At 73.3% G+C, this 25,684-nt stretch carries 18 protein-coding genes; 13 read left to right on the top strand and 5 right to left on the bottom strand.

Annotated features, from left to right (window positions below):
- Positions 1 to 52 precede the first annotated feature (52 nt).
- From ACFQZ6_RS21785 to ACFQZ6_RS21795, 3 genes are all read right to left on the bottom strand, one after another.
- Entirely contained in the window at positions 53 to 763 is a 711-nt protein-coding gene (locus tag ACFQZ6_RS21785) for an ester cyclase (protein WP_381611601.1), read from the bottom strand.
- A gap of 131 nt (positions 764 to 894) precedes the next feature.
- Positions 895 to 1,668, bottom strand: coding sequence for an SDR family NAD(P)-dependent oxidoreductase (locus tag ACFQZ6_RS21790; RefSeq protein ID WP_381611603.1), 774 nt, complete (start codon positions 1,666 to 1,668; stop codon positions 895 to 897).
- A 116-nt stretch (positions 1,669 to 1,784) separates the two neighbouring features.
- Positions 1,785 to 2,453, bottom strand: coding sequence for an MOSC domain-containing protein (locus tag ACFQZ6_RS21795; protein WP_381611605.1), 669 nt, complete (start codon positions 2,451 to 2,453; stop codon positions 1,785 to 1,787).
- A gap of 80 nt (positions 2,454 to 2,533) precedes the next feature.
- On the opposite strand from ACFQZ6_RS21795, the gene ACFQZ6_RS21800 reads away from it, so the two are divergent.
- Complete coding sequence (locus ACFQZ6_RS21800; protein WP_381611607.1) at positions 2,534 to 3,430, top strand: LysR family transcriptional regulator; 897 nt, start codon at positions 2,534 to 2,536, stop codon at positions 3,428 to 3,430.
- A 115-nt stretch (positions 3,431 to 3,545) separates the two neighbouring features.
- Here ACFQZ6_RS21800 and ACFQZ6_RS21805 read toward each other — a convergent pair whose 3' ends face one another.
- Positions 3,546 to 3,884 (bottom strand): WhiB family transcriptional regulator, encoded by a 339-nt coding sequence (locus tag ACFQZ6_RS21805; RefSeq protein WP_381611608.1) that lies wholly within the window; start codon positions 3,882 to 3,884, stop codon positions 3,546 to 3,548.
- A 379-nt stretch (positions 3,885 to 4,263) separates the two neighbouring features.
- Between ACFQZ6_RS21805 and ACFQZ6_RS21810 the strand changes: the two genes are divergently transcribed.
- The 4 genes from ACFQZ6_RS21810 to ACFQZ6_RS21825 all read left to right on the top strand — a co-directional run bounded on the left by ACFQZ6_RS21810 (position 4,264) and on the right by ACFQZ6_RS21825 (position 8,691).
- Complete coding sequence (locus tag ACFQZ6_RS21810; RefSeq protein ID WP_003948568.1) at positions 4,264 to 4,875, top strand: response regulator transcription factor; 612 nt, start codon at positions 4,264 to 4,266, stop codon at positions 4,873 to 4,875.
- Positions 4,876 to 5,217: 342 nt separating this feature from the next.
- A complete protein-coding gene (locus tag ACFQZ6_RS21815; RefSeq protein ID WP_381611610.1) occupies positions 5,218 to 5,814 on the top strand; it encodes a sigma-70 family RNA polymerase sigma factor in 597 nt (198 codons plus the stop codon).
- 141 nt (positions 5,815 to 5,955) lie between these two features.
- Complete coding sequence (gene guaB, locus ACFQZ6_RS21820) at positions 5,956 to 7,458, top strand: IMP dehydrogenase (protein ID WP_381611612.1); 1,503 nt, start codon at positions 5,956 to 5,958, stop codon at positions 7,456 to 7,458.
- Positions 7,459 to 7,566: 108 nt separating this feature from the next.
- Positions 7,567 to 8,691, top strand: coding sequence for a GuaB3 family IMP dehydrogenase-related protein (locus ACFQZ6_RS21825; protein WP_381611614.1), 1,125 nt, complete (start codon positions 7,567 to 7,569; stop codon positions 8,689 to 8,691).
- A gap of 553 nt (positions 8,692 to 9,244) precedes the next feature.
- Here ACFQZ6_RS21825 and ACFQZ6_RS21830 read toward each other — a convergent pair.
- A complete protein-coding gene (locus ACFQZ6_RS21830) occupies positions 9,245 to 10,453 on the bottom strand; it encodes a nucleotide sugar dehydrogenase (RefSeq protein WP_381611616.1) in 1,209 nt (402 codons plus the stop codon).
- Positions 10,454 to 10,713: 260 nt separating this feature from the next.
- Between ACFQZ6_RS21830 and ACFQZ6_RS21835 the strand changes: the two genes are divergently transcribed.
- From ACFQZ6_RS21835 to ACFQZ6_RS21870, 8 genes are all read left to right on the top strand, one after another.
- Positions 10,714 to 12,420, top strand: coding sequence for a glycerol-3-phosphate dehydrogenase/oxidase (locus ACFQZ6_RS21835; RefSeq protein ID WP_381611617.1), 1,707 nt, complete (start codon positions 10,714 to 10,716; stop codon positions 12,418 to 12,420).
- A gap of 238 nt (positions 12,421 to 12,658) precedes the next feature.
- The gene (locus ACFQZ6_RS21840) at positions 12,659 to 14,656 is read left to right on the top strand and encodes a serine/threonine-protein kinase (RefSeq protein WP_381618524.1); all 1,998 of its coding nucleotides are present in this window, start codon (positions 12,659 to 12,661) and stop codon (positions 14,654 to 14,656) included.
- 165 nt (positions 14,657 to 14,821) lie between these two features.
- On the top strand, positions 14,822 to 17,458 hold the full coding sequence (locus ACFQZ6_RS21845; RefSeq protein WP_381611619.1) for a protein kinase: 2,637 nt from the start codon (positions 14,822 to 14,824) through the stop codon (positions 17,456 to 17,458).
- 151 nt (positions 17,459 to 17,609) lie between these two features.
- Positions 17,610 to 19,403 (top strand): serine/threonine-protein kinase, encoded by a 1,794-nt coding sequence (locus ACFQZ6_RS21850; protein WP_381611620.1) that lies wholly within the window; start codon positions 17,610 to 17,612, stop codon positions 19,401 to 19,403.
- 93 nt (positions 19,404 to 19,496) lie between these two features.
- On the top strand, positions 19,497 to 20,609 hold the full coding sequence (locus tag ACFQZ6_RS21855; RefSeq protein ID WP_381611622.1) for a serine/threonine-protein kinase: 1,113 nt from the start codon (positions 19,497 to 19,499) through the stop codon (positions 20,607 to 20,609).
- An 81-nt stretch (positions 20,610 to 20,690) separates the two neighbouring features.
- Positions 20,691 to 22,403, top strand: coding sequence for a serine/threonine-protein kinase (locus ACFQZ6_RS21860; protein ID WP_381611624.1), 1,713 nt, complete (start codon positions 20,691 to 20,693; stop codon positions 22,401 to 22,403).
- Positions 22,404 to 22,430: 27 nt separating this feature from the next.
- The gene (locus ACFQZ6_RS21865; RefSeq protein WP_381611626.1) at positions 22,431 to 23,903 is read left to right on the top strand and encodes a protein kinase domain-containing protein; all 1,473 of its coding nucleotides are present in this window, start codon (positions 22,431 to 22,433) and stop codon (positions 23,901 to 23,903) included.
- 148 nt (positions 23,904 to 24,051) lie between these two features.
- Positions 24,052 to 25,683 (top strand): succinic semialdehyde dehydrogenase, encoded by a 1,632-nt coding sequence (locus tag ACFQZ6_RS21870; protein ID WP_381611628.1) that lies wholly within the window; start codon positions 24,052 to 24,054, stop codon positions 25,681 to 25,683.
- Position 25,684 lies beyond the last annotated feature (1 nt).

The following is a 25,684-nucleotide window of genomic DNA, read 5'->3' on the forward strand; positions in this document are numbered from 1 at the left end:
GCCCGGCACCCCGCGAAGGGTGCCGGGCCTCCGGCCGTCCACGGCTCCCGCTCTACCGTTCCAGTTCCTCCAACGCCCCGAGCTGGTCCATCAGCCCCAGGCGGTCGTACTGCCACCAGCCCTCGACGATCTTGCCGTGGTCTCCGAAGCGGAAGATCGTCGTGCCGGTCATGGTCGCGTTCCTGCCGGTGGAGGGGATGCCCAGGAACTCGCCCTTCTGGGTGCCCCGCCAGGTCCAGCGGTTGCAGACGCGGTCGCCGTCCGCGAGCTGGTCGTGGAGTTCGAAGGTGAAGTCGAAGGCGTCGCGCCACATCTCCATCTCGCGGCGGATGTGGTCCATGCCGATGTTGTCCTCGACGTTGGCCGGGTCGTGGTCGTGGTAGTTCTCGGCCAGCACCTCGTCCATCGGCGGCAGTTCGGCGGTGTCGGCGGCGAGGAGGTCGTAGAACCGCCGCGCGGTCGCCTTGAGGAGCTGCTCGTCCCGCACCACGTCGAGGTCCGTGAACGTCGGCGGCTCGTCGCAGAGGGCCACCATCTCCTGGAAGATCCGGTCCGTCTCCGGCAACTGGGAGTTCTCCATCGCCTCCTCGTACGACGGGAACTCCACGATCTCGACGAAGTGGGTGCGGTCGGACCGGTCGCGGCCGATCACGTCGTGCGTCGCGGTCCGTTTCCCCTTGGTCTGCTCGACCCACCTGTCCATCAGCCGGTCCATCTCGTCGAACCGGCTCGTCCTGCAGTCGATGAGCTGTACGAAGGTCATGGCGCCACCTCCCGGCCGCCCGGGTATCCGGTTTGCCTGGGTTTGTCACGGCCATTCTCCCACCGGGGTGGGTGGGCGCTACCGCGGAACGTGCCCCACCGCGGAACGTGCTCCTGCTCCGGAAGGTGCTCCTACTGCGGGCCGTACTTGCGGCCCGTCTTCGAGGTGATCCCACCCAGCAGCCCGCGCGGCACCACCTTCACGACGCCCATCAGCGCCTTGTAGCGGGCGTCGGGGACCGACACCGTCTTGCCGCGGGACAGGTCCGCCAGCGCCGACGCCACCAGCTTGTCGGCGTCCAGCCACATCCAGCCGGGGATGTTGTCGGTGCCCATCCCGGCCCGCTCGTGGAACTCGGTGCGCACGAACCCCGGGCACAGCGCCATCAGCCGCACCCCGCTGCCCGCCAGGTCCCGCGCCACGCCCTGGGTGAACTGCACGACCCACGCCTTCGACGCGCCGTACGTCCCGCGCGGCACGAACGCCGCCACCGAGGCGACGTTGACGACACCGCCGCGCCCGCGCTCCCGCATCGCCGCGACCGCCGCCGAGGTCAGCCGCAGCACCGCCTCGCAGTGCACCTTGAGCATGGTCAGCTCGTCGGCCATCGGGACCTCCAGGAAACGGCCCTTGTTGCCGAACCCGGCGTTGTTGACCAACAGGTCGACGGGGTTCCTGCGGTCCCCGAGCCGGTCCGCCACCGCCTCGATGCCCTGGTCCGTCGACAGGTCCGCCGTCAGCACCTCCGCCTCGATGCCGTGCCGGTCGTGCAGCTCGGTCGCCTGCTCCCGCAGCCGTCTGGTGTCCCGGGCCACCAGCACGAGGTTGTGCCCGTCAGCCGCCAGCCGCCGCGCGAACGCGGCGCCGATCCCCGCGGTCGATCCCGTAATCAGAGCCGTTGTCATGGCCCAAGATTAGTTACCGGGACCCCTCTCGTCCGCCGCCCGTACCGCCCCCGCGGGCCGCTTCCGGCCAACGGGCGGCGAGGCGAACGCACTTGACCGAGCGTCACCCGGCGCGTTCAGGAGCCGTACTTCGCGGCGTACTTCCGCGCCGTCGCCAGTTCCTCCGGGTGCAGGGCGTCACCCGCCGCCAGCAGCCTCGGCAGCAGCTCGCGGTGCGTGGTGCCCGCGCGGAACGACAGGGCCACCGTCACCTCGTGGTCCGGCCGGTGCACGATCTCCACCGGGTCGCCCGCCTGGATCTCACCCGGCGTGATCACCCGCAGGTACGCCCCCGGCGCCGCCTTCTCCGTGAACCGCCGCACCCACCCCTTCTCACCCATGTGGCCCTGGAACGTACGACAGGGAATCCGGCCGCTGGTGACCTCCAGGACCACCTCGTCGCCGACCCGCCACCGCTCGCCGATCAGCGCGCCGGAGACGTCGAGGCCCGAGGTGGTGAGGTTCTCGCCGAAGGCGCCGTTCGCCAGCGTGCGGCCCAGCTCGCGCTCCCAGTCGTCGAGGTCCTCGCGGGCCACGGCGTACACGGCCTGGTCGTCGCCGCCGTGGTGCCGGGTGTGGCAGATCGCGTCCCCGGCGAGGCCGCTGCCGCCGACGCCCTTGGGTCCGGGTGCCGCCACCCGTATCGGCCCGTCCACCGGGCGCTTGTCGATGCCGGTCAGGCCGTCCGGCTGGTCCGTGTAGGGCACGGCCGTGGCCTTGCCGAGGTTCACCGAGAGAAGCTTCATGGGCGCACGGTAGGCGAGCGGTCGTCAAAGTGTCGACGCCTTATTCACCGCCGTACCCAAGGCTGGCTTATGCTCAAGGGGTGATCGAGGCTCGTCATCTCCGTGTGCTGCGCGCCGTCGCCGCCACCGGTTCCTTCTCGGCGGCCGGGCGGGAACTGGGCTGCACCCAGCCCGCCGTCAGCCAGCAGATGAAGGCGCTGGAGGCGTCCGTCGGCACCCCGCTGGTGGTGCGCAGCGGCCGGGAGATGCGGCTGACGCAGGCGGGCGAGGCGCTGGTGCGGCACGCGGCGGGGATCATCGCCGGGCTCACCGCCGCCGAGGAGGAGGTCGCCGCGATCGCCGGGCTGCGCGCCGGGCGGGTCCGGCTGGTCTCCTTCCCCAGCGGCAGTTCCACCCTCGTACCGACCGCGCTCGCCGCGCTGCGCGCCGCGCACCCCGGCACCCGGGTCTCGCTTGAGGAGGCCGAGCCGCCGCAGTCGGTGGCGCTGCTGCGCGAGGGCGACTGCGATCTGGCGCTCGCCTTCCGCTACGAGGGCGCGGCGGGCGCCGAGGAGTGGGACGACCTCGTCGTCCGGCCGCTGCTGACCGACCGGCTGGTGGCGCTGGTGCCCGAGCGGCACCGGCTGGCGCGCGCGGAGTCCGTCGCCATCGGCGAACTCGCCGGGGAGCCGTGGATCGCCGGGTGCCCGCGCTGCCGCGGGCAGTTGGTCGAGGTCTGCGAGGGGGCGGGCTTCACGCCGCGCATCGACTTCGCCACGGACGACTACCCGGCGGTGGTCGGCCTGGTCGGCGCCGGTCTCGGCGTCGCGGTCCTGCCCCAGCTCGCGATCGAGTCGGTACGGCCCCGGGGTGCCCGTGCGGTGGCGCTGGAACCGGCGGTGCGGCGGGAGATCGTCGCGCTGACGCTGCCCGACCTGGCCCAGGTGCCCGCGGTGGCGGCGACGCTGGACCAGCTCACGCGGGCGGCGGCGCGGTAGCGGGCGCCTGACCTCGCGAAGCGAAAAGGGCACGCGTGCGCGTGCCCTCGGCGGTAGTGGCGGGTGCGTGGCGGGTGCCGTGCGGTAGGGGCGGGTGCCGTGCGGAAACGTTCCTTCAGTCGTTCGGAGCCCCGGCCTGTCCGCCGGGGGCCGACGCCGACGCCGAGACCAGCCGGTGCCGGGCCCGCCCCATCAGCTCCTCGCGCTCGTCCTCGGTCAACCCGCCCCACACGCCGTACGGTTCACGGACCGCCAGCGCGTGCGCCGCGCACTGGGCGCGCACCGGGCACCTCATGCAGACCTCTTTGGCCGAGTTCTCTCGGGCGCTCCGTGCCGCCCCGCGCTCGCCCTCCGGATGGAAGAAGAGCGAGCTGTCCACCCCGCGGCAGGCAGCCAGGAGCTGCCAGTCCCACAGGTCCGCGTTCGGTCCGGGAAGGCGGGAGAAATCTGCCATTGCGTGACCCCTTGTAGCCGTTCTGGGCGGATACGGTGCCCACGACCGTACAACTACGATCTAAGGAGATGAAAATATGACTCATTGCGAATCTAGCCTCAGACACCAGCAGATGGGAAGAAATACGGCTAAATGGGGCATGGTTGTGATGAAAGCTTGAGGGTCTGCCGCGCGTGTCTGCGCTGTGTCCGCCCCCTCACGTAGAGTGCCGAAGACGGCGCACGGCCCCGTAACTCTTTCGAGTGACCGTCGTTGAGAGTGCGGAGGCGGTTGAAAACACAAGCGCTCGGGCAGGCGTCCGAGACGGTCGACCGCACAGGTGACGATTCGTACCAGCCTGGAGGCTCAAGGTGACGCGCATCAGCTGCGGAGGACGGCCATGACATCCGTCCTCGTCTGCGACGACTCCCCGCTTGCCCGAGAGGCGCTCCGCCGCGCGGTCGCGACCGTGCCCGGCGTCGAGCGCGTGACGACCGCGGCCAACGGCGAGGAAGTCCTCCGCCGCTGGGGCGCCGACCGCTCGGACCTGATTCTGATGGACGTACGTATGCCCGGCCTGGGCGGCGTCGAGACGGTGCGGCGGCTGCTGTCCGCCGACCCCGGTGCGCGCATCATCATGCTCACCGTCGCCGAGGACCTGGACGGCGTGGCCCTCGCGGTGGCCGCCGGTGCCCGCGGCTACCTGCACAAGGACGCCTCCCGCGCGGAGCTGCGCGCCACGGTGACCCAGGCCCTCGCCGACCCCACCTGGCGGCTCGCGCCCCGGCGGCTGCGCTCCGCCGAGATGGGGGCGGCTCCCACGCTCACCGCGCGGGAGATCCAGGTGCTCGAAGGGATGAGCCACGGGCGGTCCAACGCGGAGATCGGCCGTGAGCTGTTCCTCTCCGAGGACACGGTCAAGACCCACGCGCGGCGGCTGTTCAAGAAGCTCGGCGCGTCCGACCGGGCCCATGCCGTGGCGCTGGGTTTTCGGTGGGGGCTCGTTCGCTGAGTGCCCCGGTGGTGCGACGAGGGGCCGGTCGCCGCTCGTCCACCGTCGTCCGTGCGTGGTCTCGTGCGGACCGTGCCGGGCTGGTCACGCCACGCGGCGGAGCCGCGTTTCGACGCCGTCCCGCGCCCCTCGGGGGCGCGGTGCGAACCGTCCCGCAACGGCCCGCTGCTCGTTTCGCCGCGGATGCCGCATCCTTGAGGTGTGGAGTTCCTCGGGGACGAGTCGGTCGAGCGGAAGGGGAGGGCGCAGGGGATGAGTTCCGGCGCACCTGCTCATAACGCTTCGGTGCACAACGACGGAGGCGGTGCCGCGGAGCAGTCGTCCGCAGGGCACCATGGACCGATGCGCGACGACGAGGCGACCCAGGCTGTCCAGGCGCCCGGGGCGATCGGCGGTCTCGTGCACCGCGCAGTCGACGGGGACGAGCAGGCCACCCACGACCTGCTGGCCCACGTCCACCCACTGGCGCTGCGCTACTGCCGTACCCGGCTGTCCCGGCTCCCGGGCGACGCCCGGCACTTCGTCGAGGACCTCGCGCAGGAGGTCTGCGTCGCGGTCCTGCTGGCGCTGCCGCGGTACCGGGACACCGGGCGCCCCTTCGAGGCGTTCGTGTTCGCCATCGCCGCCCACAAGGTCGCCGACCTCCAGCGGGCCGCGATGCGCCACCCCGGGTCCACGGCGGTGCCGTCCGACGAGATGCCGGAGCGGCCCGACGACTCCCTCGGGCCCGAGGAGCGCGCCCTGCTCAGCAGTGACGCCGAGTGGGCCAAGAAGCTGCTGGCCAACCTCCCCGAGAACCAGCGCGAGCTGCTGCTGCTGCGGATCGCGGTGGGCCTCACGGCGGAGGAGACCGGCCAGATGTTGGGAATGTCACCGGGCGCCGTACGCGTTGCCCAGCACCGGGCGCTGAGCCGGTTGCGGGCGCTGGCGGAGCAGTGACGCCCCTTCGGTGAACAGGCGGTGAGCCGTTTCCGTACGAACATACGAAGCCCGGAGGGCGTCCGTACCGTGGAATGAGACACCTCCCATTCCCGTTAGCATGGACATCCGCACCGATCAAGGCCATTTGGGGAAGGTGTCATGACTGCAAACGTCGACGGAGTGCCCGGTAAATTCGCGACACTCGGGCTGACCTACGACGACGTGCTGCTGCTGCCGGGCGCATCCGAGGTGCTCCCCAACGCGGTCGACACCTCGTCCCGCATCTCCCGCAACGTCCGGGTCAACATCCCGCTGCTGTCCGCCGCCATGGACAAGGTCACCGAGTCGCGCATGGCGATCGCGATGGCCCGCCTCGGCGGTGTCGGCGTGCTGCACCGCAACCTGTCCATCGAGGACCAGGTCAACCAGGTCGACCTGGTGAAGCGGTCCGAGTCGGGCATGGTCACCGACCCGATCACCGTGCACCCGGAGGCCACGCTCGGCGAGGCCGACGCGCTGTGCGCCAAGTTCCGCATCAGCGGCGTCCCGGTCACCGACCCGGCGGGCAAGCTGCTCGGCATCGTCACCAACCGCGACATGGCCTTCGAGACCGACCGCAGCCGTCAGGTGCGCGAGGTCATGACGCCGATGCCGCTGGTCACCGGCAGGGTCGGCATCTCCGGGCAGGACGCCATGGAGCTGCTGCGCCGCCACAAGATCGAGAAGCTGCCGCTGGTCGACGACGCGGGCGTCCTCAAGGGCCTGATCACGGTCAAGGACTTCGTCAAGGCCGAGAAGTACCCGAACGCCGCCAAGGACGCCGAGGGCCGTCTGCTCGTCGGCGCCGCCGTGGGCGCCAGCCCCGAGGCCCTGGAGCGCGCCCAGGCGCTCGCCGCGGCCGGGGTGGACTTCCTGGTCGTCGACACCTCGCACGGCCACAACAGCAACGCCCTGAGCTGGATGGCGAAGATCAAGTCGAGCGTGAACGTCGACGTGATCGGCGGCAACATCGCCACCCGCGACGGCGCCCAGGCCCTGATCGACGCCGGTGTGGACGGCATCAAGGTCGGCGTCGGCCCCGGCTCGATCTGCACCACGCGCGTGGTCGCCGGGATCGGCGTCCCGCAGGTCACCGCGATCTACGAGGCGGCCCTCGCCGCCCGCCCCGCGGGCATCCCGGTGATCGGTGACGGTGGCCTCCAGTACTCCGGCGACATCGGCAAGGCGCTGGCCGCCGGCGCCGACACGGTGATGCTGGGCAGCCTGCTCGCCGGCTGCGAGGAGTCGCCGGGCGAGCTGCTGTTCATCAACGGCAAGCAGTTCAAGTCGTACCGCGGCATGGGCTCGCTGGGCGCCATGCAGTCGCGCGGCCAGGGCCGGTCGTACTCCAAGGACCGCTACTTCCAGGCGGAGGTCGCCTCCGACGACAAGCTCGTTCCCGAGGGCGTCGAGGGCCAGGTGCCCTACCGCGGCCCGCTGGCCAACGTGCTGCACCAGCTCGTGGGCGGTCTGCGGCAGACCATGGGCTACGTGGGCGCCGCCACCATCGAGGAGATGGAGTCCAAGGGCCGCTTCGTCCGGATCACCGCGGCGGGCCTGAAGGAGAGCCACCCGCACGACATCCAGATGACGGTCGAGGCGCCGAACTACAGCCGCAAGTAGGCACTCGCCCGCGCGTGAGGCGGTCCCGGAGGGTTCCGGGGCCGCCTTCGCCATGCCCGTCGGGGATACTGGAAGGCGCTGCAACGCATCAGGGAAAGGCCACAGACAGTGACTGAGATCGAGATCGGGCGCGGCAAGCGCGGGCGACGGGCGTACGCCTTCGACGACATCGCCGTCGTCCCGAGCCGTCGTACGCGGGACCCGAAGGAGGTCTCGATCGCCTGGCAGATCGACGCCTACCGCTTCGAGCTGCCCTTCCTGGCCGCCCCCATGGACTCCGTCGTCTCCCCGGCCACCGCGATCCGCATCGGTGAGCTGGGCGGCCTGGGCGTGCTGAACCTGGAAGGGCTCTGGACGCGGTACGAGGATCCGCAGCCGCTGCTCGACGAGATCGTGGGCCTGCCGGTCGACGCCGCGACCCGGCGCCTCCAGGAGATCTACGCCGCGCCGATCAAGGAGGAGCTGATCGGGCAGCGGATCAAGGAGGTGCGGGACTCCGGCGTCGTGACCGCCGCCGCGCTCTCCCCGCAGCGCACGGCGCAGTTCTCCAAGGCCGTGGTGGACGCGGGCGTGGACATCTTCGTCATCCGCGGTACGACGGTCTCCGCGGAGCACGTCTCGGGCGCGGCCGAGCCGCTGAACCTGAAGCAGTTCATCTACGAGCTGGACGTGCCGGTGATCGTCGGCGGCTGCGCCACGTACACCGCCGCGCTGCACCTGATGCGCACGGGCGCCGCGGGCGTCCTGGTCGGCTTCGGCGGCGGCGCCGCGCACACCACGCGCAACGTCCTCGGCATCCAGGTGCCGATGGCCACCGCGGTCGCCGACGTGGCCGCCGCGCGCCGGGACTACATGGACGAGTCCGGCGGGCGGTACGTGCACGTCATCGCGGACGGCGGCGTCGGCTGGTCCGGCGACCTGCCCAAGGCGATCGCCTGCGGCGCCGACTCGGTGATGATGGGCTCGCCGCTCGCGCGGGCGGTCGACGCGCCGGGGCAGGGCCACCACTGGGGCATGGAGGCGGTCAACGAGGAGCTGCCCCGCGGCAAGAAGGTCGACCTCGGCACGGTCGGCACCATCGAGGAGATCCTCACCGGCCCGTCCCACAACCCCGACGGCTCCATGAACTTCTTCGGCGCCCTGCGCCGCGCGATGGCCACCACCGGCTACAGCGAACTGAAGGAGTTCCAGCGCGTCGAGGTGACGGTGGCGGACTCCCAGCACCGGCGGTAGGCCGCAGGGCCTTACGGCTGACGGGGCCGGTCACTCCCTGGCGGGGTGACCGGCCCTTTCGTGTGCCCAAGTGGCCTGGTGGGGGCGTGTGTTGGGTGAGAGGGGCGCACGGTTGCGTTAGGGGCGAATGTGGGCCGAACGGGCGAAGTGGGGCGGTAGTGTCCTTGCTCGGCGACCCGCTTCTCTGGGGCGCTCCCTTCCAAGGAGAACGGTTCCGGACCCCGGCCCTCGGGGCCCGGCCCGACATCCAACGTGCTGCCTACCGGGCTAATGGGTGGCGTCGTGGAAGGGGGCGCGCCATGGGCCGTCACCGCAAGCCCACCCGCTGGGACCGCACGCGACTGCGGTTGGTGAAGTTCCGGAGGAGGTGTGTCTTGTGGATCTACGGTCGTTGAGCGGCCACCCCTACGAGAACTAGGGGTGGACACTCTGCTCAACGGCTCGGAGCCCGCTGCAGTAGCCGCTGCGGTGGGCTCCACCTGCGTCCAAGGTACCGGTGTGGTCCGGCCCACGCCACCGGCTCCCGGGGCTTGCGCACCTCGCGCGCCCCCCTTCACAACCGATGCGCCGCCCCCGTAGGCGTGGCCCCCCGCGTGTCCAGGAGCAGTTGGGCCTTCACCGACAGGCCCTGGAGGTCGTACGTGCGGTGGTGTTGGAGAAGGATCGTGAGGTCGGCGTCGGCGGCGGACTCGTAGAGGGAGTCCGCGCGGGGGATGGGGCGGTCGGCGACGTTCCAGGCGGGGACGTGCGGGTCGTGGTAGCTGACCGACGCGCCGAGGTCCAGCAGGCGCAGGGCGATCTCGCGGGCGGGGGTGGCCTGCTGGTCGGCGAGGTCGGGCTTGTAGGTGACGCCGAGGAGGAGGACGCGGGCGCCGCGGGCGGACTTGCCGTGCTCGTTGAGGAGGGCGGCGGCGCGCTGGACGACGTAGCGGGGCATCTGGCTGTTGACCTGTTCGGCCAGTTCCACCATGCGCAGCGGGCGGCCCGCGTGGCTGGCCAGGTCCTGGGGGACGGCGTGGCCGCCGACGCCGGGGCCGGGGCGGAACGCCTGGTAGCCGAACGGCTTGGTCTCCGCGCAGCGGATGACGTCCCACAGGTCGACGCCGAGGCCGTGGCAGAGGACGGCCATCTCGTTCACCAGGGCGATGTTGACGTGCCGGAAGTTGGTCTCCAGGACGTGCACGGTCTCCGCCTCGCGCAGGCCACGCGCGCGTACCACCTTGTCGGTCAGCCGTCCGTAGAAGGTGGCGGCCGACTCGGTGCAGGCGGGGGTGAGGCCGCCGATGACCTTCGGCGTGTTGGCCGGGGTGAACTCGCGGTTGCCGGGGTCGACGCGGCTGGGGGAGTAGGCGAGGTGGAAGTCGCGGCCCGCGCGCAGTCCGGAGCCCTCTTCGAGGAGCGGGCGCAGGAAGTCCTCCGTGGTGCCGGGCGGGACGGGGGATTCGAGGATCACCGTGGTGTGCGGGCGCAGCCGGGCGGCGAGGGTGCGGGCGGCGGCCTCCACCTGGGACAGGTCGAGGTCGCCGTCCGTCCCGCGCGGGGTGGGCGCGCAGATCACGGCGGTGCGCACCCGCCCCAGCTCGGCCGGTCCCACGGCGTGCCGGAAGCCCCCCGAGAGCATCCGGCGCAGTTCGGCGGGGCTGAGCGAGCCGGGCTCCGGCCCGGTGCGGTAGCCGACGGTGGGGATGCCTGCGGCGACGGCGGCCTGGGCCAGCGGCAGGCCGAGGGGGCCGAGTCCGATGACGGCGAGATCTGCGGGCATGGCGTGGGCCGTCCTTCCCAATAGCCGAAGCGGGACAGGTGCGCAACCGCTGTGGACAGAACGAGCGAGCGCAATGTCAGACTAGGAGTAAATATGACCGATTTGCGGGATTGGGTGGGCGTGTTTCCGTGGGGGTTATCCACAGGCTGGGGGTGACTGGTGGCTGAAGTCGGGCAAGCCGGTCAGAATTTGGGCAGGGGATACGGACCGGGCCCCGCCACACGGGTGTGGCCGACGCGACGCATGAGCGGGAGGCAGCGGTGAGGACAGCGGCACTGGGACCGGCGCAGCGCGCCGAATCACTCGCGGCCATGGCCGAGCGCGAGCTGGACGTACTCGTGGTGGGCGGCGGCGTGGTCGGCGCGGGCACCGCGCTTGACGCGGTGACCCGGGGCCTGTCCACCGGCCTCGTCGAGGCGCGTGACTGGGCGTCCGGCACCTCCAGCAGGTCCAGCAAGCTCATCCACGGCGGCCTGCGCTACCTGGAGATGCTCGACTTCGCCCTCGTCCGCGAGGCACTCAAGGAGCGCGGCCTGCTGCTGGAGCGCCTCGCCCCGCACCTGGTGAAACCGGTGCCCTTCCTCTACCCCCTCCAGCACAAGGGCTGGGAGCGGCTGTACGCGGGCTCGGGCGTCGCCCTCTACGACGCCATGTCGATGGCCCGCGGCCACGGCCGGGGGCTGCCCGTGCACCGGCACCTGAGCCGCCGTCACGCCCTGCGGGTGGCGCCCGCCTTGAAGAAGGACGCACTGGTCGGCGCCCTCCAGTACTACGACGCCCAGATGGACGACGCCCGCTTCGTCGCCACCCTGGTGCGCACCGCCGCGGCCTACGGCGCCAAGGCGGCCAACCGCGCCCGGGTCACCGGCTTCCTGCGCGAGGGCGAGCGGGTCGTCGGCGCCCGGGTGCAGGACGTCGAGGCGGGCGGCGAGTACGAGATCCGCGCCCAGCAGGTCGTCAACGCCACCGGCGTGTGGACCGACGACACCCAGGCCATGGTCGGCGAGCGCGGCCAGTTCCACGTCCGCGCCTCCAAGGGCATCCACCTCGTCGTGCCCAAGGACCGCATCCACTCCTCCACCGGCCTGATCCTGCGCACCGAGAAGTCCGTCCTGTTCGTCATCCCCTGGGGCCGCCACTGGATCGTCGGCACCACCGACACCGACTGGGACCTCGACAAGGCCCACCCGGCCGCCTCCAGCGCCGACATCGACTACCTGCTGGAGCACGTCAACTCCGTCCTCGCCGTCCCCCTCACCCGCGACGACGTGCAGGGCGTCTACGCCGGGCTGCGCCCGCTGCTCGCCGGGGAGTCGGACGCCACCAGCAAGCTCTCCCGCGAGCACACCGTCGCCCATCCGGTGCCGGGCCTCGTCGTGGTCGCGGGCGGCAAGTACACGACGTACCGGGTGATGGCCAAGGACGCCGTGGACGAGGCGGTGCACGCGCTCAACCTGCGCGTCGCTGACTGCGTCACCGAGGACGTGCCGCTGCTGGGCGCCGAGGGCTACCGCGCGCTGTGGAACGCGCGGGCGCGGACCGCCGCCCGCACCGGGCTGCACGTCGTCCGCGTGGAGCACCTGCTCAACCGGTACGGCTCGCTGGCCGAGGAGGTCCTCGAACTCATCGCCGCCGACCCCACCCTGGGCGCGCCCCTGCGCGGCGCCGAGGACTACCTGCGCGCCGAGGTGGTGTACGCCGTCTCGCACGAGGGCGCCCGGCACCTGGACGACGTGCTCACCCGGCGCACCCGCATCTCCATCGAGACCTTCGACCGGGGCACCCGCTGCGCCCGGGAGGCGGCGGAGCTGATGGCGCCCGTGCTCGGCTGGGACAAGGACCACACCGAACGGGAGATACAGCACTACGAGAAGCGGGTGGAGGCCGAGCGGGAGTCGCAGCGCCAGCCCGACGACCTGACGGCGGACGCGGCCCGGCTCGGGGCGCCGGACATAGTGCCGCTGTGACGCGTCCGCTGTCGCTCCGGCAGCGGGGCGCGGGGCCCTGCCGCGGCTGGGAACAGGTGGGGTGACGCCGCGTAGGGCCTTGGAATCCATGGCTGAAAGTGATCTGCGGAGGGCGTGGTTCCGGGTAGGGGAGGCGGTTGCCGGGGCGGGTGGGGCGTGAGGGCCACCCTGGGCGTTGGGCGCTTGTCGGGTGAGGGACAATGGAGGCTCTGTCAGGGCGGGTTGCATGAGGGGACGCATGTCGGAGGCGGAGCGGGCGGGGACATCTCGTCAGGAGACTCGTCAGGACAACCACGACCGTCTTCTCGCCGGTCGGTACCGGCTGGGCCGAGTGCTCGGCCGCGGCGGCATGGGCACGGTGTGGCGCGCGGAGGACGAGACCCTCGGGCGCACGGTCGCCGTGAAGGAGCTGCGGTTCCCGTCGAACATCGACGAGGAGGAGAAGCGCCGACTGATCACCCGGACCCTGCGCGAGGCCAAGGCCATCGCGCGGATCCGCAACAACAGCGCGGTGACGGTCTTCGACGTCGTCCAGGAGGACGACCGGCCGTGGATCGTGATGGAACTCGTCGAGGGCAAGTCGCTCGCCGAGGTCATCCGTGAGGACGGCCTGCTGGAACCCAGGCGGGCCGCCGAGGTCGGCCTCGCCGTCCTCGACGTGCTGCGCTCGGCGCACCGCGAGGGCATCCTGCACCGGGACGTGAAGCCGTCCAACGTGCTGATCGCGGACGACGGCCGGGTGGTCCTCACCGACTTCGGCATCGCCCAGGTCGAGGGCGACCCGTCCATCACCTCCACCGGGATGCTCGTCGGCGCCCCCTCCTACATCTCCCCCGAGCGCGCCCGCGGTCACAAGCCCGGCCCGGCCGCCGACCTGTGGTCGCTCGGCGGACTGCTCTACGCCGCCGTCGAGGGCACCCCGCCCTACGACAAGGGCTCCGCGATCGCCACCCTCACCGCGGTGATGACCGAGCCGCTGGAGGAGCCGAAGCACGCGGGCCCGCTCCGGGACGTCATCTACGGCCTGCTCAACAAGGACCCCGCCGAGCGCCTCGACGACGCGGGCGCCCGCAGGATGCTCAACGCCGTCATCCACGCCCCCGCACCGGCGGCGGCCGAACCCGTGGACGCCACCAAGGTCGTACCGCTGCCACCGCAGCCGGACGGGCCCGCGGGCGGCGGCACGGGAGGCGCGGGCGAGCGGCTCCGGGGGGCGCTGCGGGCCACCCGCAAGGCCGCCGTCGCCGCGGGTGCGGCGGGCGCGGCCAAGGCGGGCTCCGCCAGGGCCGGTGCCCCGGAGCGGGTCGACACCGCAAGCGGCTCGGCAGCGGGTGCCACCGCCGCGGGGGCCACCTCCGCCGCCGGAGGCCGGAGTTCCGGCTGGCCCGTGATGACGCCGCCGCCGGACGTGGCGCCCAGGTCCGTGCCCAGGGCGCCGCTGACCGACGTGGTGCCCAAGCGGACGCTGGTGGTCATCGCGGTGGTCCTGGTGCTCGCCGTGCTCGGCACCGTCCTGGCGCTCACCCTCGGCGGCGACGACGACAAGAACGCCGGTGGCGGGGGCACCGCCGCCACCGCCAGCGCCGACCCCAAGGACCCCAAGGACCCCAAGAACGACGACAAGGGCGGCGTCGGCACCGACGGCGCGGCGACGGCCGGTCAGTCGCCGACCGGCACCGGCACCGCGCCGGGCGGCGGCGCCGACTCCGACGACGACTCGGGCAAGGCGGACGGCTCGGCGGGCTCCGACGACGAGGGGACGTCCGGGTCCGGGGACTCCAAGAACGACGACGCCGACGAGGACGGCGCCAAGTCGGTGCACCAGGGCGGCCAGGGGTACTCCATCGGACTGCCCGACGGCTGGAAGTACCGCTCGTCCGACTCCGCCGGGGACCGCTTCACCGGGCCGAGCGGGCAGAAGCTCCTCGTCGCCTGGACCTCCACGCCCAAAGGCGACCCCGTCGCCGACTGGGAGAACCAGGAGCGCTACATGACGCGCTCGCAGTACAAGCGCATCCGCATAGAGGAGGTGGGCTACCGCGGCTGGAACACGGCCGACTGGGAGTTCACCTACGTCGACGGCGGCACCAAGTACCGGACGATCGACCGCGGGTTCGTGGTGAGCGACAGCCAGGGGTACGCGCTGATGTACACGGCCAAGGCCGCCGACTGGGGCAGCGATCTGCGCCGGGGCACCTGGCGGACCCTGACGAAGACCTTCGAACCGAAGTCCTGAGCACGGCACTTACCAGTTTTGCGGCCTGAGATCTGGCATCCCGTCATTGTGGGTTGCCTCCGGCACGTATCGTGAGTGGTTGCGAACCGTACGCAGCCGGAAAGAATCCGGAACGGGACGCCACTCGAACGGATTTGACCAGCCGGGCGGCCGGGGGAGGCCAACGTGGACGACTATGCGGGCCGGGTACTCGCCGACCGCTACCGCCTGCCGCTGCCGCCCTCCGAGGAGTACGAACTCACCGAGACGCGGGCCTTCGACACCTACAGCGGCCAGGAGGTCCTGATACGGCAGGTGCCGCTGCCGGAGGTCGTCGAGGCCGAGGTGCTCGACGCCGAGGGCCTGCCCGACGGCTTCACCCGGCGTGACCGTGGCCCGGCGGCCCGGCGTCCTCCCGCCCGTGGTGGCACGCGCAGGCCCACCGATCCCGTCGTACGGCGGGCGATGGAGGCGGCGCAGGCCGCGGCCCGGATACCGGACCACCCCCGGCTGGACCAGGTCTTCGACGTGTTCGCCGAGGGCGGTTCGCTGTGGATCGTCAGTGAGCTGGTGGCCGCCCGGCCGCTGGCCGCGCTGCTCGCCGAGCAGCCGCTGACGCCGTACCGGGCGGCGGAGGTCGCCTCCGACGTGCTCATGGCGCTGCGGGTGCTGCACGCGCACGGCTGGACGCACCGCAACATCACCGCGCGCACGGTGCTCGTCTGCGACGACGGCCGGGTCATGCTGACCGGGCTGGCGGCCGGTGCGGCCGAGGAGGCGCTGTGCGGGTACGACCCGGTGCCCCGGGAGGACGAGGGTCCGGGCGGCGGCGCGCTGGCGGTTCCGGCGCCCAAAGCGGCCGGTCCGGGAGGTGCCGGAGGTCCGGAAGGTCCGGTGGGCCCCGCGGGTTCGGCCGGTGCCGATCCCGAGGCCGCGCGGCGGGCCGCGATCGAGGCGCGGGCGGCGGGACGGCTGCCGGGGCCAGGCCCGGACGGCGGGAGTGGCGACGGGGGCGGTCCGTCGGCCGCGGTGGCGCGGCGGGTGCCCGAGAGTGGTGGCAGCGGCGGCAGTGGTGGCAGTGGCGGGGACATCCGGGCCGCGCGGGCCGGGGCGATCGCCGCGTACCGGGCGGGCGCGCGTGCGGCGGCCCGGGTGCAGGAGGCGCAGAACGGGCGCGCGGCGCTGCCGGGGGCCCGTCCCCCGGCCGAGGGCGGCCCCCGCGAGGTCGGCCCGGCACCGTCGCCGTACGCCGCCCAGCAGGGCGTGCAGGGCCCGGGGGAGAGCGGCGCGCCGCCCGGGCAGATAGCCGACCCGTACGGAGTGCGCGGCGCCTCCTGGCGGGCCGCGGCGCCCCGACCGGCGGCACCGGACGGCGCCCAGGGCTTCCCGACGCAGCACAGCGGGCAGGCGAACGGGCAGAGCAACGGCGTGGTGGCGCAGGGCGCCCTCGGACCGGTGCAGGGACGCACCGCGCTCCCCGCCACCGCTGGCCCCGGCGCCGGTGAGGCCGCCGTGCCCGCGCCGAGCGCGGGCCGGTGGGACGAGCTGGCCGCGGGGGCGCCCACGCCGCGCGGGCCCGCCACCGCGCTGGCGGCCGAGCGGGCCAGGCAGGCGCGGATGGCGGTCGTCGGGCCGGTCACCGAGCGCTGGGCGCCCGAGCAGGCCGGTCCGGTGCACGAGAACTGGCAGCTCGCCGCGCCCATCGGTCCCGCGACCGACCTGTGGGCGCTGGGCGCGCTGCTCTTCAGGGCCGTACAGGGCCATGCGCCGTACCCCGAGGAGTCGACCGCCGAACTGGTGCAGATGGTGTGCGCGGAGCCGCCCGCCTTCGCGGAGGAGTGCGGTCCGCTGCGCCCGGTCGTGGAGTCGCTGCTGCGTCAGGACCCGACCGAGCGCCTCGACTTCGAGGAGCTGCGCGGCTGGCTGCGCTCCCTGGTGCGGTCCGCGCCCGAGCCGGACGCGGGGCTGCACGTCGTCGCCGCGCCGCCGGTCGAGACCAGCCGACTGCCGGTGATACGCCGCCGTGGCGAGCTGGTGCGCAGGCGGCGCGCCGGGCTGCCCGCGACGCACGGGCGGCACAAGCGGGGCAAGGAGAGGTCCCGTTCGCCACGGTCGCTCGGCCGGACGCTGCTGCTGCTCGTCCTGCTGGCGCTGGCCGGAGTGGTGGCGTACGCCATGCTCTTCATGCCCAAGGCGGACGAGGAGGGCGCGGGTGACGCCCAGCGGACCGGCGCCGCGAACCAGGTGAGCCCGGCGCCCGCCGACCCCTCGCCGGAGGCCAGCAGCGAGCCCCGGCCCGACCAGACCGGGCCGCCCTCCGCGACCGGCTCCGAGGAGTCGGGCCAGACCACGACCACCGGCCCCGAGGTCGCCCCCGGGTTCACGCTCCGCACCGACGACGAGGGCTTCCGCATCGCCGTCGCCAAGGGCTGGCAGCGCGCCCCCAAGAACGGCAGCGGGCAGGTCGTCTACTCCCGCGGCGGCTTCGAGCTGATCGTCGTCCCCGGGCGGGACGGCACCGGCGAGTACGGCAGCGACCCGATGACCTACCAGCGGGAACGGGAGCGGGAGTTGCAGCCCTACCGCGAGTCGACCTGGGCCACGGCCGCCGGGCTGAAGAGCATCCAGGTGGGTGAACGGGCCATGGCGGAGGGGCAGTTCACCTGGAGTGACGGCGAGGGCAACGAGGTGTTCGTGCGCAACCTCGCCATCCTCGTCGGGGACCGCTACCACGTGGTCCAGGTGCGCGGTCCGGAGACCGAACGGGACGAGGTGACACGGCTGTTCGAGCAGGCGTCAGCGACGTACGAGATCACCGGCTGAACACCTTCGGACACACCCGGTTCGGTTCCCGTCCGTCACGGAAAGCGACAACCGTCACAGTGCGGTCTCCAAGACCCCGCGCAGGTTCCCCGGACGGGTACGGGTCCCTAACCTGAACCTGTCAAGGACATTGCGGGGGAACGTGGATCAGATGCAGGGTGCGCTCGTCGCGGGCCGTTACCGGCTCGTCGACACCATCGGCAGCGGAGGCATGGGCCGGGTGTGGCGCGCCCACGACGAGGTGCTGCACCGGGCCGTCGCCATCAAGGAACTGACCGCCGCGCACTACGTCTCCGACAGCGACCAGGAACGCCTCCTCGCCCGCACCCGCGCGGAGGCGCGCGCCGCCGCCCGGATCAACCACTCCGCCGTCGTGACCGTGCACGACGTGCTCGACCACGACGGCCGCCCGTGGATCGTGATGGAACTGGTCGAGGGCCGCTCGCTGGCCGACGCGGTCAAGGAGGACGGCCGCCTCGCGCCCACCGAGGCCGCCCGGATCGGCCTGTGGGTGCTGCGCGCCCTGCGCGCCGCGCACACCGCGGGTGTCCTGCACCGCGACATCAAGCCCGGCAACGTCCTGCTCGCCCGCGACGGACGCGTGCTGCTCACCGACTTCGGCATCGCCCAGATCGAGGGCGACTCCACCATCACCCGCACCGGGGAGGTCGTCGGCTCGGTCGACTACCTCGCCCCCGAGCGGATCCGCGGCCACGACCCCGGGCCCGCCTCCGACCTGTGGGCGCTCGGCGCGACGCTGTACACGGCGGTGGAGGGCCGGTCGCCGTTCCGGCGCACCTCGCCGCTGTCGACCATGCAGGCGGTGGTCGAGGAGGAGGCCACCGAGGCGCGGTACGCCGGTCCGCTGACGCCGGTCATCATCGCGCTGCTGCGCAAGGATCCGGCCGAACGGCCCGACTCCGCCGCGGCGGAACGGATGCTGGCCGAGGCGGCGGAGGGACGGCAGCCGCGGGAGGCGCAGGGGTACGTGCCGACCGGGGCGACCGGGATGGCCGGGATGACCGGGGCCACGGGGGCGACCGGGGTGACCGGGCCCACGGCGCGGACCGGCTTCCCGCGGCAGGCCGGAGGTACGGCGGTCCAGCCGGGGTACCCGGCGCAGGGCAACCAGCCGGGGTACCCCGCGCAGACCGGCGCCACCACGCCGACCGGTTTCCCCGCCGCGCACCCCGGTCCCGACACCCGGGCCCACACCGGGGTGACGTTCCCCGGTGCCGGGGCGCCGCCGCCCGCGCCGTCGCGGCGGCAGCGGCTGCGCACGCTCGCGCTGGTCGTCGTACTCGCCGCGGTGGTCGGCGGGGGCACGGCGGTGGGGATCATGGCGTGGGACGCGGGACGGGAGCAGGACCGGGGCGGGACGTCGACGTCCGAGTCGCCGTCCCCGACGCCCACGCCCACCGGCTCGGGGTCGGCCTCGCCCTCCGACTCCGCCTCCCCGACGTCCGGTTCCGGTGGCGCGCTGCCCGACGGGTGGGTGCGCAAGGAGGACCCCGCGGGCTTCAGCCTGGCGGTGCCCGGCGCGGACTGGGTGCGGGAGGTGAACGACGGCAACCAGATCGACTACACGCCCGACGGCGGCCGGACGTTCATCCGGATCGCCGTGGACGAGTCCCCGCAGTTCCCCAGCGCCTACGAGCACCAGCTCGACCTCGAACAGCAGCTCCAGCGCCTCGTCGACTACCAGCGGGTGACCCTGGTGGAGGAGGTCTACCGGGACCGGCCCGCCGCGCGCTGGGAGTGGACCTGGACGGCGCTGGCCAAGGACACCGAGTTCCCCGGGCCGCGGCACGCCGTCGAGCTGACGTACTTCGACCGGGACGGCACGGAGTACGTGCTCTACATGTCCTCGGCGGCGGAGGACTGGCCGACGACGCGCGAGCAGTTCGAGACGGTGTTGCAGGGGTGGCGGCCGGGGACGGCGTAGGCGGGGACGGGCCGGTCGCCGGGCGTCGGTTGTCGGCCAACTTCGCGTGCTGACCAGGGAGTCGTCCGCACCGTCTGCGGCATGATGAGACGCATGGGGACCGAGAGGTCGGACGGGCGTGTCATAGCGGGGCGTTACCGGCTGGAGACTCCACTCGGGCGGGGCGGCATGGGCGTCGTCTGGCGGGCCACCGACCGGCTGCTCGGGCGCCGGGTCGCGGTCAAGGAGCTGTTCCTCGACCCCTCCCTCACCGCCGACGAGGCACGGCGGCAGCGGGAGAGCACCCTGCGCGAGGCGCGCGCGGTGGCCCGGCTGCGGCACCCGCACATCATCGTCGTCCACGACGTCGTGGAGCATGACGAACGTCCCTACCTGGTCATGGAGTTCGTCGACGGCGACTCCCTCGCCGACCGGATCGCCGGGCAGGGGCCGGTCAGCGTGGACGAGGCCGCGCGGATCGGGATCGGGCTGCTCGGGGCGCTGCGCACCGCCCACGCGGCCGGGGTGCTGCACCGGGACATCAAGCCCGCCAACGTCATGGTCGAGAACGGCAGCGACCGGGTCGTCCTCACCGACTTCGGGGTGGCCCAGATCCCCGGCGCGACCACGCTCACCGAGAGTGGCACCTTCGTCGGCTCGCCCGAGTACACCGCGCCCGAGCGGATGTCCGGCGGCGGCACGAGTCCCGCCGCCGACCTGTGGTCGCTGGGCGCGCTGCTGTGCGCGGCGCTGAGCGGGCGGTCGCCGTTCCACCGGGACTCGCTGGGCGGCGTCCTGCACGCCGTGCTGTCGGACGAGATCCATCCGCCGCAGGAGGCCGGGCCGCTGCTGCCCGTCGTACGGGGGCTGTTGGAGCGCGACCCGGACCGGCGGCTCGACGCGGTGCGGGCCGAGTGGATGCTGCGGGAGTTCCGGGCGACGGGACGGATGCCGGAGCCGGAACCGGTGCCCGGCGCGCCGGAGGAGGAGGTGCGGACGGAACGGCCGCGCAGGAGCGTGCTGGCGGCGGCGGTGCTGGTGGCCGCGGTGGCGGTGGCGGGGGTGTCGGCGGTGGCGCTGCTGGTCAGCGGGGAGGGCACGCCGGTGGGGCCGACGCCGGGGACGGTGACGACCGTGACGACCACCTCGCCGCCGAGCGGCAGCGGACCGCCGTCCCTGGCGTCCCCCACCGGTACGGGTCCCGGCACCGGAGTAAATGGGAGATAAGCGGCAGCCCGCGTCACGGGTCTGTGACCGCCGGGCGCTCGCGGTGGCTACGGACGCGCCCGGCGCGATATGCATGAACCCATGAGCAGCAACGGGGGAGCCCGCTACGGGGCCGACGAGCCGACGAGTTTTGGTCTGCAACCGCCGAACCCGCCCGCCGCCACACCCCACCCGGACAACCCGTACCTGGCACCCACCCAGGTCGTACCACCGCAGCCCGCCGCGTCCGCCGCGTCCGCAGCGCCCGCCGCACCCGTCGCGCCCGCCGTACCCGCGGCGCCTGTCGCGCCCGCCGCCGACCCCGGGGCGGGGCGGCTCATCGCCGGGCGGTACCGGCTGATCGCCAAGCTCGGGCACGGCGGCATGGGCACGGTCTGGCGGGCCAAGGACGAGACGGTGGACCGTGAGGTCGCGGTCAAGGAACCGCGCGTTCCGGACCACCTTCCCGAGCGTGAACGGGCCAACGCCTTCGAGCGGATGCGCCGCGAGGCCCGCGCCGCCGCCCGCCTCGACCACCCGGCCGTCGTCAACGTGCACGACGTGGCCGTGGTGGACGGCCAGCCGTGGATCGTCATGGAGCTGGTGCGGGGGCGTTCCCTCGGCGCCGCCCTCCAGGAGGGCACCCTCGACGCCCGCGAGGCCGCCCGCATCGGCCTCGAAGTGCTCGGCGCGCTGGAGGCCGCGCACGCCGCGGGCATCCTGCACCGGGACGTCAAGCCGGACAACGTGCTGCTCGGGCGGCACGACCGCGTCGTCCTCACGGACTTCGGCATCGCCCAGATCGAGGGCGAGACCAACCTCACCGACACCGGCGGCTTCGTCGGCTCCCCCGAGTACATCGCCCCGGAGCGGGTGCTCGGCCAACGCCCCGGCGCCGCCTCCGACCTGTGGTCGCTTGGCGTCGTGCTGTACGCGGCGACGGAGGGCGTGTCGCCGTTCCGGCGCAGCAACACGCCCGCCACCCTCCAGTCCGTCCTCAACGCCACGCCCGCGCCGCCCGCGACCGCGCGGGGCCCGCTCGCCGAGGCCATCAACGGCCTGCTCCAGAAGGACCCGGCGCGCCGTCCGCACGCCGCCCAGGTGCGCGCCCTGCTGGAGGCTACCGCGAACCCGCCGGAGCCCGCGCCGACGCAGGTCGCGACCCTCGCCGGTCCCGTCCCGCAGGCCCCCGGCATCCGGGTCGGGCGCAAGACCCTGCTGGGGCTCGGCGCGGTGGTCGTCGCGGCGGCGGTGGCGGGGTACCTGGTGCTCGCGGACCCGTTCGCGGGACCGCTGCCGGACGGCTGGAAGACGCGGGACCTGGGCGACAAGGTCGGCGTCAGCCTCGCGCTGCCCGACGGGTTCAGGGAGCTGCCGCCCGCCGAGGACTCGGACGGGACGGTCGCCACGTACGCCGATCCCAGCGGGCTGCTGTCGATCACCGCCGACCGCGACCTGAAGAAGGACGACGCGGACGGCGAGATCCCCGGCCGGGCGCTCGACCAGGCGTACGCCGACTGGGACACGCTCAAGGACGGCGAGTACGGCTGGAACATCGCCGCCGAGCCCGCCCCCAAGGGCGAGCCGAAGGAGACCACGTACCACGGCGCGAAGGCCGCCGAGAACACGATCTCCTACACGACCGACGACTCGGACAACCCGAGCAAGCGCGAGTACCGGATCTACTACTACGTCGCCGCGAACGGCGACCTGTACCGGCTCTCCATCGACGGCCCGGGCGAGGGGCACTTCGTCGACGACAGCAGGGAGATCGCGCGGATCGTGCTCGACAACTGGGACATCAAGAGCCGGTAGCCAGAACATGGAACATGACGGACGGCCATGACTGACGGTACTGACGGTACTGACGGCGCGGCACGGCACGGCGACGGACCGCCGCTCGCCGGGCGCTACCGGCTCGTCGAGCCGCTCGGCTCCGGCGCCACGGGCACCGTCTGGCGGGCGTACGACGAGCAGGCGGGCCGGGAAGTCGCCGTGAAGGAGCCCCGGTTACCGGGCGACCCGGAGGACGAGGCGTACCGGCGCGCCGCCCACCGGCTCTACCGCGAGGCCCGCGCCGCCGCCCGGGTCGACCACCCGTCGGCCGTGTCCGTGCACGACGTGGTGGTGGAGGAGGGCGACGGGGCCGACGGACCGCCCTGGATCGTCATGGAGCTGGTGCGGGGCGAGACCCTGCGCGCGCTGATCGGGCGCGGTCCGCTCGACCCGCCCGAGGCCGCCCGGATCGGCCTCGCCGTACTGGGCGCGCTGCGCGCCGCGCACTCCGTGGGGATCGTGCACCGGGACCTGAAGCCCGCCAACGTGCTCGTCGAGGCGGGCACCGGCCGGGTCGTCCTCACCGACTTCGGGTTCGCGGGCGACCTGGACGGGGACGCCGGGTTCGTCGCGCCCGAGCGGGCCGCGGGGCGGGGCGCTGGTCCGGCGTCCGACCTGTGGTCGCTGGGGGCTCTGCTGGACGCGGCGGTGGCGGGCGGGGGGCCGCTGGAGCCGCTGCTCGTACGGCTGCTGGACAGGGACCCGGCGCGGAGGCCGGAACCGGCGGAGGTGGCGGCCGGGCTGGCGGCGGTGGCCGGGGTGGAGGTTCCGGAGGCGACACGGAGGGAAGCCGCGGCGGAGACCGGAACGGCGTACGACACCTCGGCGCCGGACCTCGGCGAACCTCGCCCCTCGCCGGACCCCGGCGCCCCCCGCCCCCGGCACCCCCTGCGGCACCCCGCCGCCCTCCCGCTGCTCAGCGCGCTGCTGCTGACCGCCGTCCTCCTCGGCGCCGCCCTGCTCCCCTCCGCCACGGCCGACACCGCGAACGCCGGGGTGACCTGGGCGGAGCACCAAGAACCGGACATGGACGCCGTACTCGCCCTGCCCGTCGGCTACGAGGAGTCCGAGCGGCGGGGCGGGGCCGCCGATCCGCCCCGGCTCGTGGTGTACACCGACACGGAGACGGACGCCGACGCGCCCCTCCGGGTGCGCCTCACCCAGTGGGACACGGCGCCCCGCTCCCCGCTGAGCCAGGCGCGCCGGGCGCGCGCCGGGTGGGACGGGGCGCGCACGCGCTACACCCGCACCAGCGTCCAGGGCCAGGAGGCCGTCGTCGCCGACACGACGTACCTGCGTCCGGACGGTTCCCCCGCCCGCGCGCTGGAGCTGCTGTTCCGCACCGGCGACCGGCGGATGTACCAACTGCGCGTCGACATGCCCCGGGGCGCCGCCCACGAGCGGGAGGGCACCGCGGTGTTCGAGGGCGCGCGCGACCGCCTGGAGATCGGAGGAGGGGGCGCCAGCGGGCCGGGATAGGAAACGACCGGTCCTCCTCCCTTTCCCGCCGAACTACGCCCTGATCAGCGCGTTTGTTGCCAGCGTTCACTGGCGTGTTGTGTGCGGTCGGTGAATCCCCATTACCGACGGGTACACAAACCCCGTCCCCCGGCATACCCTGCGGCTCATGACGGACGCGCAGGCCATGGAAGAGACCGGCCGGAACGGTCGCAGCGGCACCAACCCCCTCGCCCCCGCCCCGGCGGGCGCACGGACCGCCGCCGATGTGGTCACCCCCCAACTGGTCGCCCACCTCACCAAGGGCGTGACCGGTTCCGGGCGGACCGCCAACCACACCCCGTTCACCGGCGAGAAGCTGGCCGACCTGCCGGAGTCCACGCCCGAGGACGTGGCACGGGCCTTCGAGGCGGCCCGCGCCGCGCAGGACGTGTGGGCGCGGACACCGCTGCGGCAGCGGGCCGCCGTCCTGCTCCGCTTCCACGACCTGATCCTGGAGCGCCAGGGCGAGATCCTCGACCTGATACAGCTCGAGACCGGCAAGGCCCGGCTGCACGCCCACGAGGAAGTGCAGGCCGTCGCCGTCGCCGCCCGGCACTACGGCCGCCGCGCCGCCGCCTATCTGCGGCCCAAGCGGCACGCGGGCGCCGTGCCCGCGCTGACCCGGGTCACCGAACTGCGCCACCCGCGGGGCGTCGTAGGCCAGATCGCGCCCTGGAACTACCCGCTGGAGCTGTCGGTCGGGGACGCGCTGCCCGCCTTCGTCGCGGGGAACGCGGTCGTGATGAAGCCGGACACGGAGACCTGCCTCACGGCGCTCTGGGCGCGGGACCTGCTCATCGAGGCCGGGCTGCCCGCCGACGTCTGGCAGGTCGTCCTCGGGGACGGGCCGGTCGTCGGGCCCGAGATCGTCCGGCACGCCGACTACGTCTCCTTCACCGGCTCCACCCGCACCGGCCGCGAGGTCGCGCGGGGCGCCGCCGCCCGGCTGGTCGGCGTCTCCCTCGAACTCGGCGGCAAGAACGCCATGCTGGTCCTCGACGACGCGGACCTCGACAAGGCCGCCGCGGGCGCCGTCCGGGCCTGCTTCTCCTCGGCGGGCCAACTGTGCATCTCCGTCGAGCGGCTGTACGTCCACGAGTCGGTCGCCGACGCCTTCCTGGAGCGGTTCGCCGCCCGCACCCGGGCGATGCGGCTGGGCACGTCCCTCGCCTACGGCGCCGACATGGGGTCGCTGGCCGGACCCGGGCAGCTCCAGACCGTCATCCACCACGTGGAGGAGGCCCTGGACCAGGGCGCCACGCTCGTCGCGGGCGGCACCGCGCGCCCGGACATCGGTCCGTACTTCTACGAGCCGACCATCCTCGACGGCGTCACCGAGTCCATGACCGTCTGCTCCGACGAGACCTTCGGCCCCGTCGTCTCCGTCTACCGGTTCAGCTCCGACGACGAGGCGGTGGAGCGCGCCAACTCCACGCCGTACGGACTCAACTCCTCCGTCTGGACCAGGGACGGCCGCCGGGGCCGGGAGATCGCCGCCCGGCTGCGCACCGGCACCGTCAACATCAACGAGGGGTACGCCTCGGCGTACGGCAGCGTCCAGTCCCCGATGGGCGGCATGAAGGACTCCGGGCTCGGCCGCCGCCACGGCGCGGAGGGCATCCTCAAGTACACCGAGGCCCAGACCGTCGCCCACCAGCGGCTGCTGCCGATGGCGCCCGCGCTCGGCATGGACGACGAGAAGTACGCGGCCTTCATGACCCGCAGCCTGCGCCTGATGAAGGCGTTCCGCTTCCGCTAAC

Origin of the sequence: Streptomyces flavalbus (genome assembly GCF_042674625.1) — a bacterium.
GTDB lineage: Bacteria > Actinomycetota > Actinomycetes > Streptomycetales > Streptomycetaceae > Streptomyces > Streptomyces flavalbus.

Bases quoted from the DNA above. Each gene is read 5' to 3' on its own strand.
- ACFQZ6_RS21830 (WP_381611616.1), bottom strand. From the start codon at position 10,453: ATGCCCGCAGATCTCGCCGTCATCGGACTCGGCCCCCTCGGCCTGCCG.
- ACFQZ6_RS21870 (WP_381611628.1), top strand. From the start codon at position 24,052: ATGACGGACGCGCAGGCCATGGAAGAGACCGGCCGGAACGGTCGCAGC.
- ACFQZ6_RS21840 (WP_381618524.1), top strand. From the start codon at position 12,659: ATGTCGGAGGCGGAGCGGGCGGGGACATCTCGTCAGGAGACTCGTCAG.
- ACFQZ6_RS21805 (WP_381611608.1), bottom strand. From the start codon at position 3,884: ATGGCAGATTTCTCCCGCCTTCCCGGACCGAACGCGGACCTGTGGGAC.
- guaB (WP_381611612.1), top strand. From the start codon at position 5,956: ATGACTGCAAACGTCGACGGAGTGCCCGGTAAATTCGCGACACTCGGG.
- ACFQZ6_RS21795 (WP_381611605.1), bottom strand. From the start codon at position 2,453: ATGAAGCTTCTCTCGGTGAACCTCGGCAAGGCCACGGCCGTGCCCTAC.
- ACFQZ6_RS21810 (WP_003948568.1), top strand. From the start codon at position 4,264: ATGACATCCGTCCTCGTCTGCGACGACTCCCCGCTTGCCCGAGAGGCG.
- ACFQZ6_RS21790 (WP_381611603.1), bottom strand. From the start codon at position 1,668: ATGACAACGGCTCTGATTACGGGATCGACCGCGGGGATCGGCGCCGCG.
- ACFQZ6_RS21815 (WP_381611610.1), top strand. From the start codon at position 5,218: ATGCGCGACGACGAGGCGACCCAGGCTGTCCAGGCGCCCGGGGCGATC.
- ACFQZ6_RS21865 (WP_381611626.1), top strand. From the start codon at position 22,431: ATGACTGACGGTACTGACGGTACTGACGGCGCGGCACGGCACGGCGAC.
- ACFQZ6_RS21860 (WP_381611624.1), top strand. From the start codon at position 20,691: ATGAGCAGCAACGGGGGAGCCCGCTACGGGGCCGACGAGCCGACGAGT.
- ACFQZ6_RS21855 (WP_381611622.1), top strand. From the start codon at position 19,497: ATGGGGACCGAGAGGTCGGACGGGCGTGTCATAGCGGGGCGTTACCGG.
- ACFQZ6_RS21785 (WP_381611601.1), bottom strand. From the start codon at position 763: ATGACCTTCGTACAGCTCATCGACTGCAGGACGAGCCGGTTCGACGAG.
- ACFQZ6_RS21850 (WP_381611620.1), top strand. From the start codon at position 17,610: ATGCAGGGTGCGCTCGTCGCGGGCCGTTACCGGCTCGTCGACACCATC.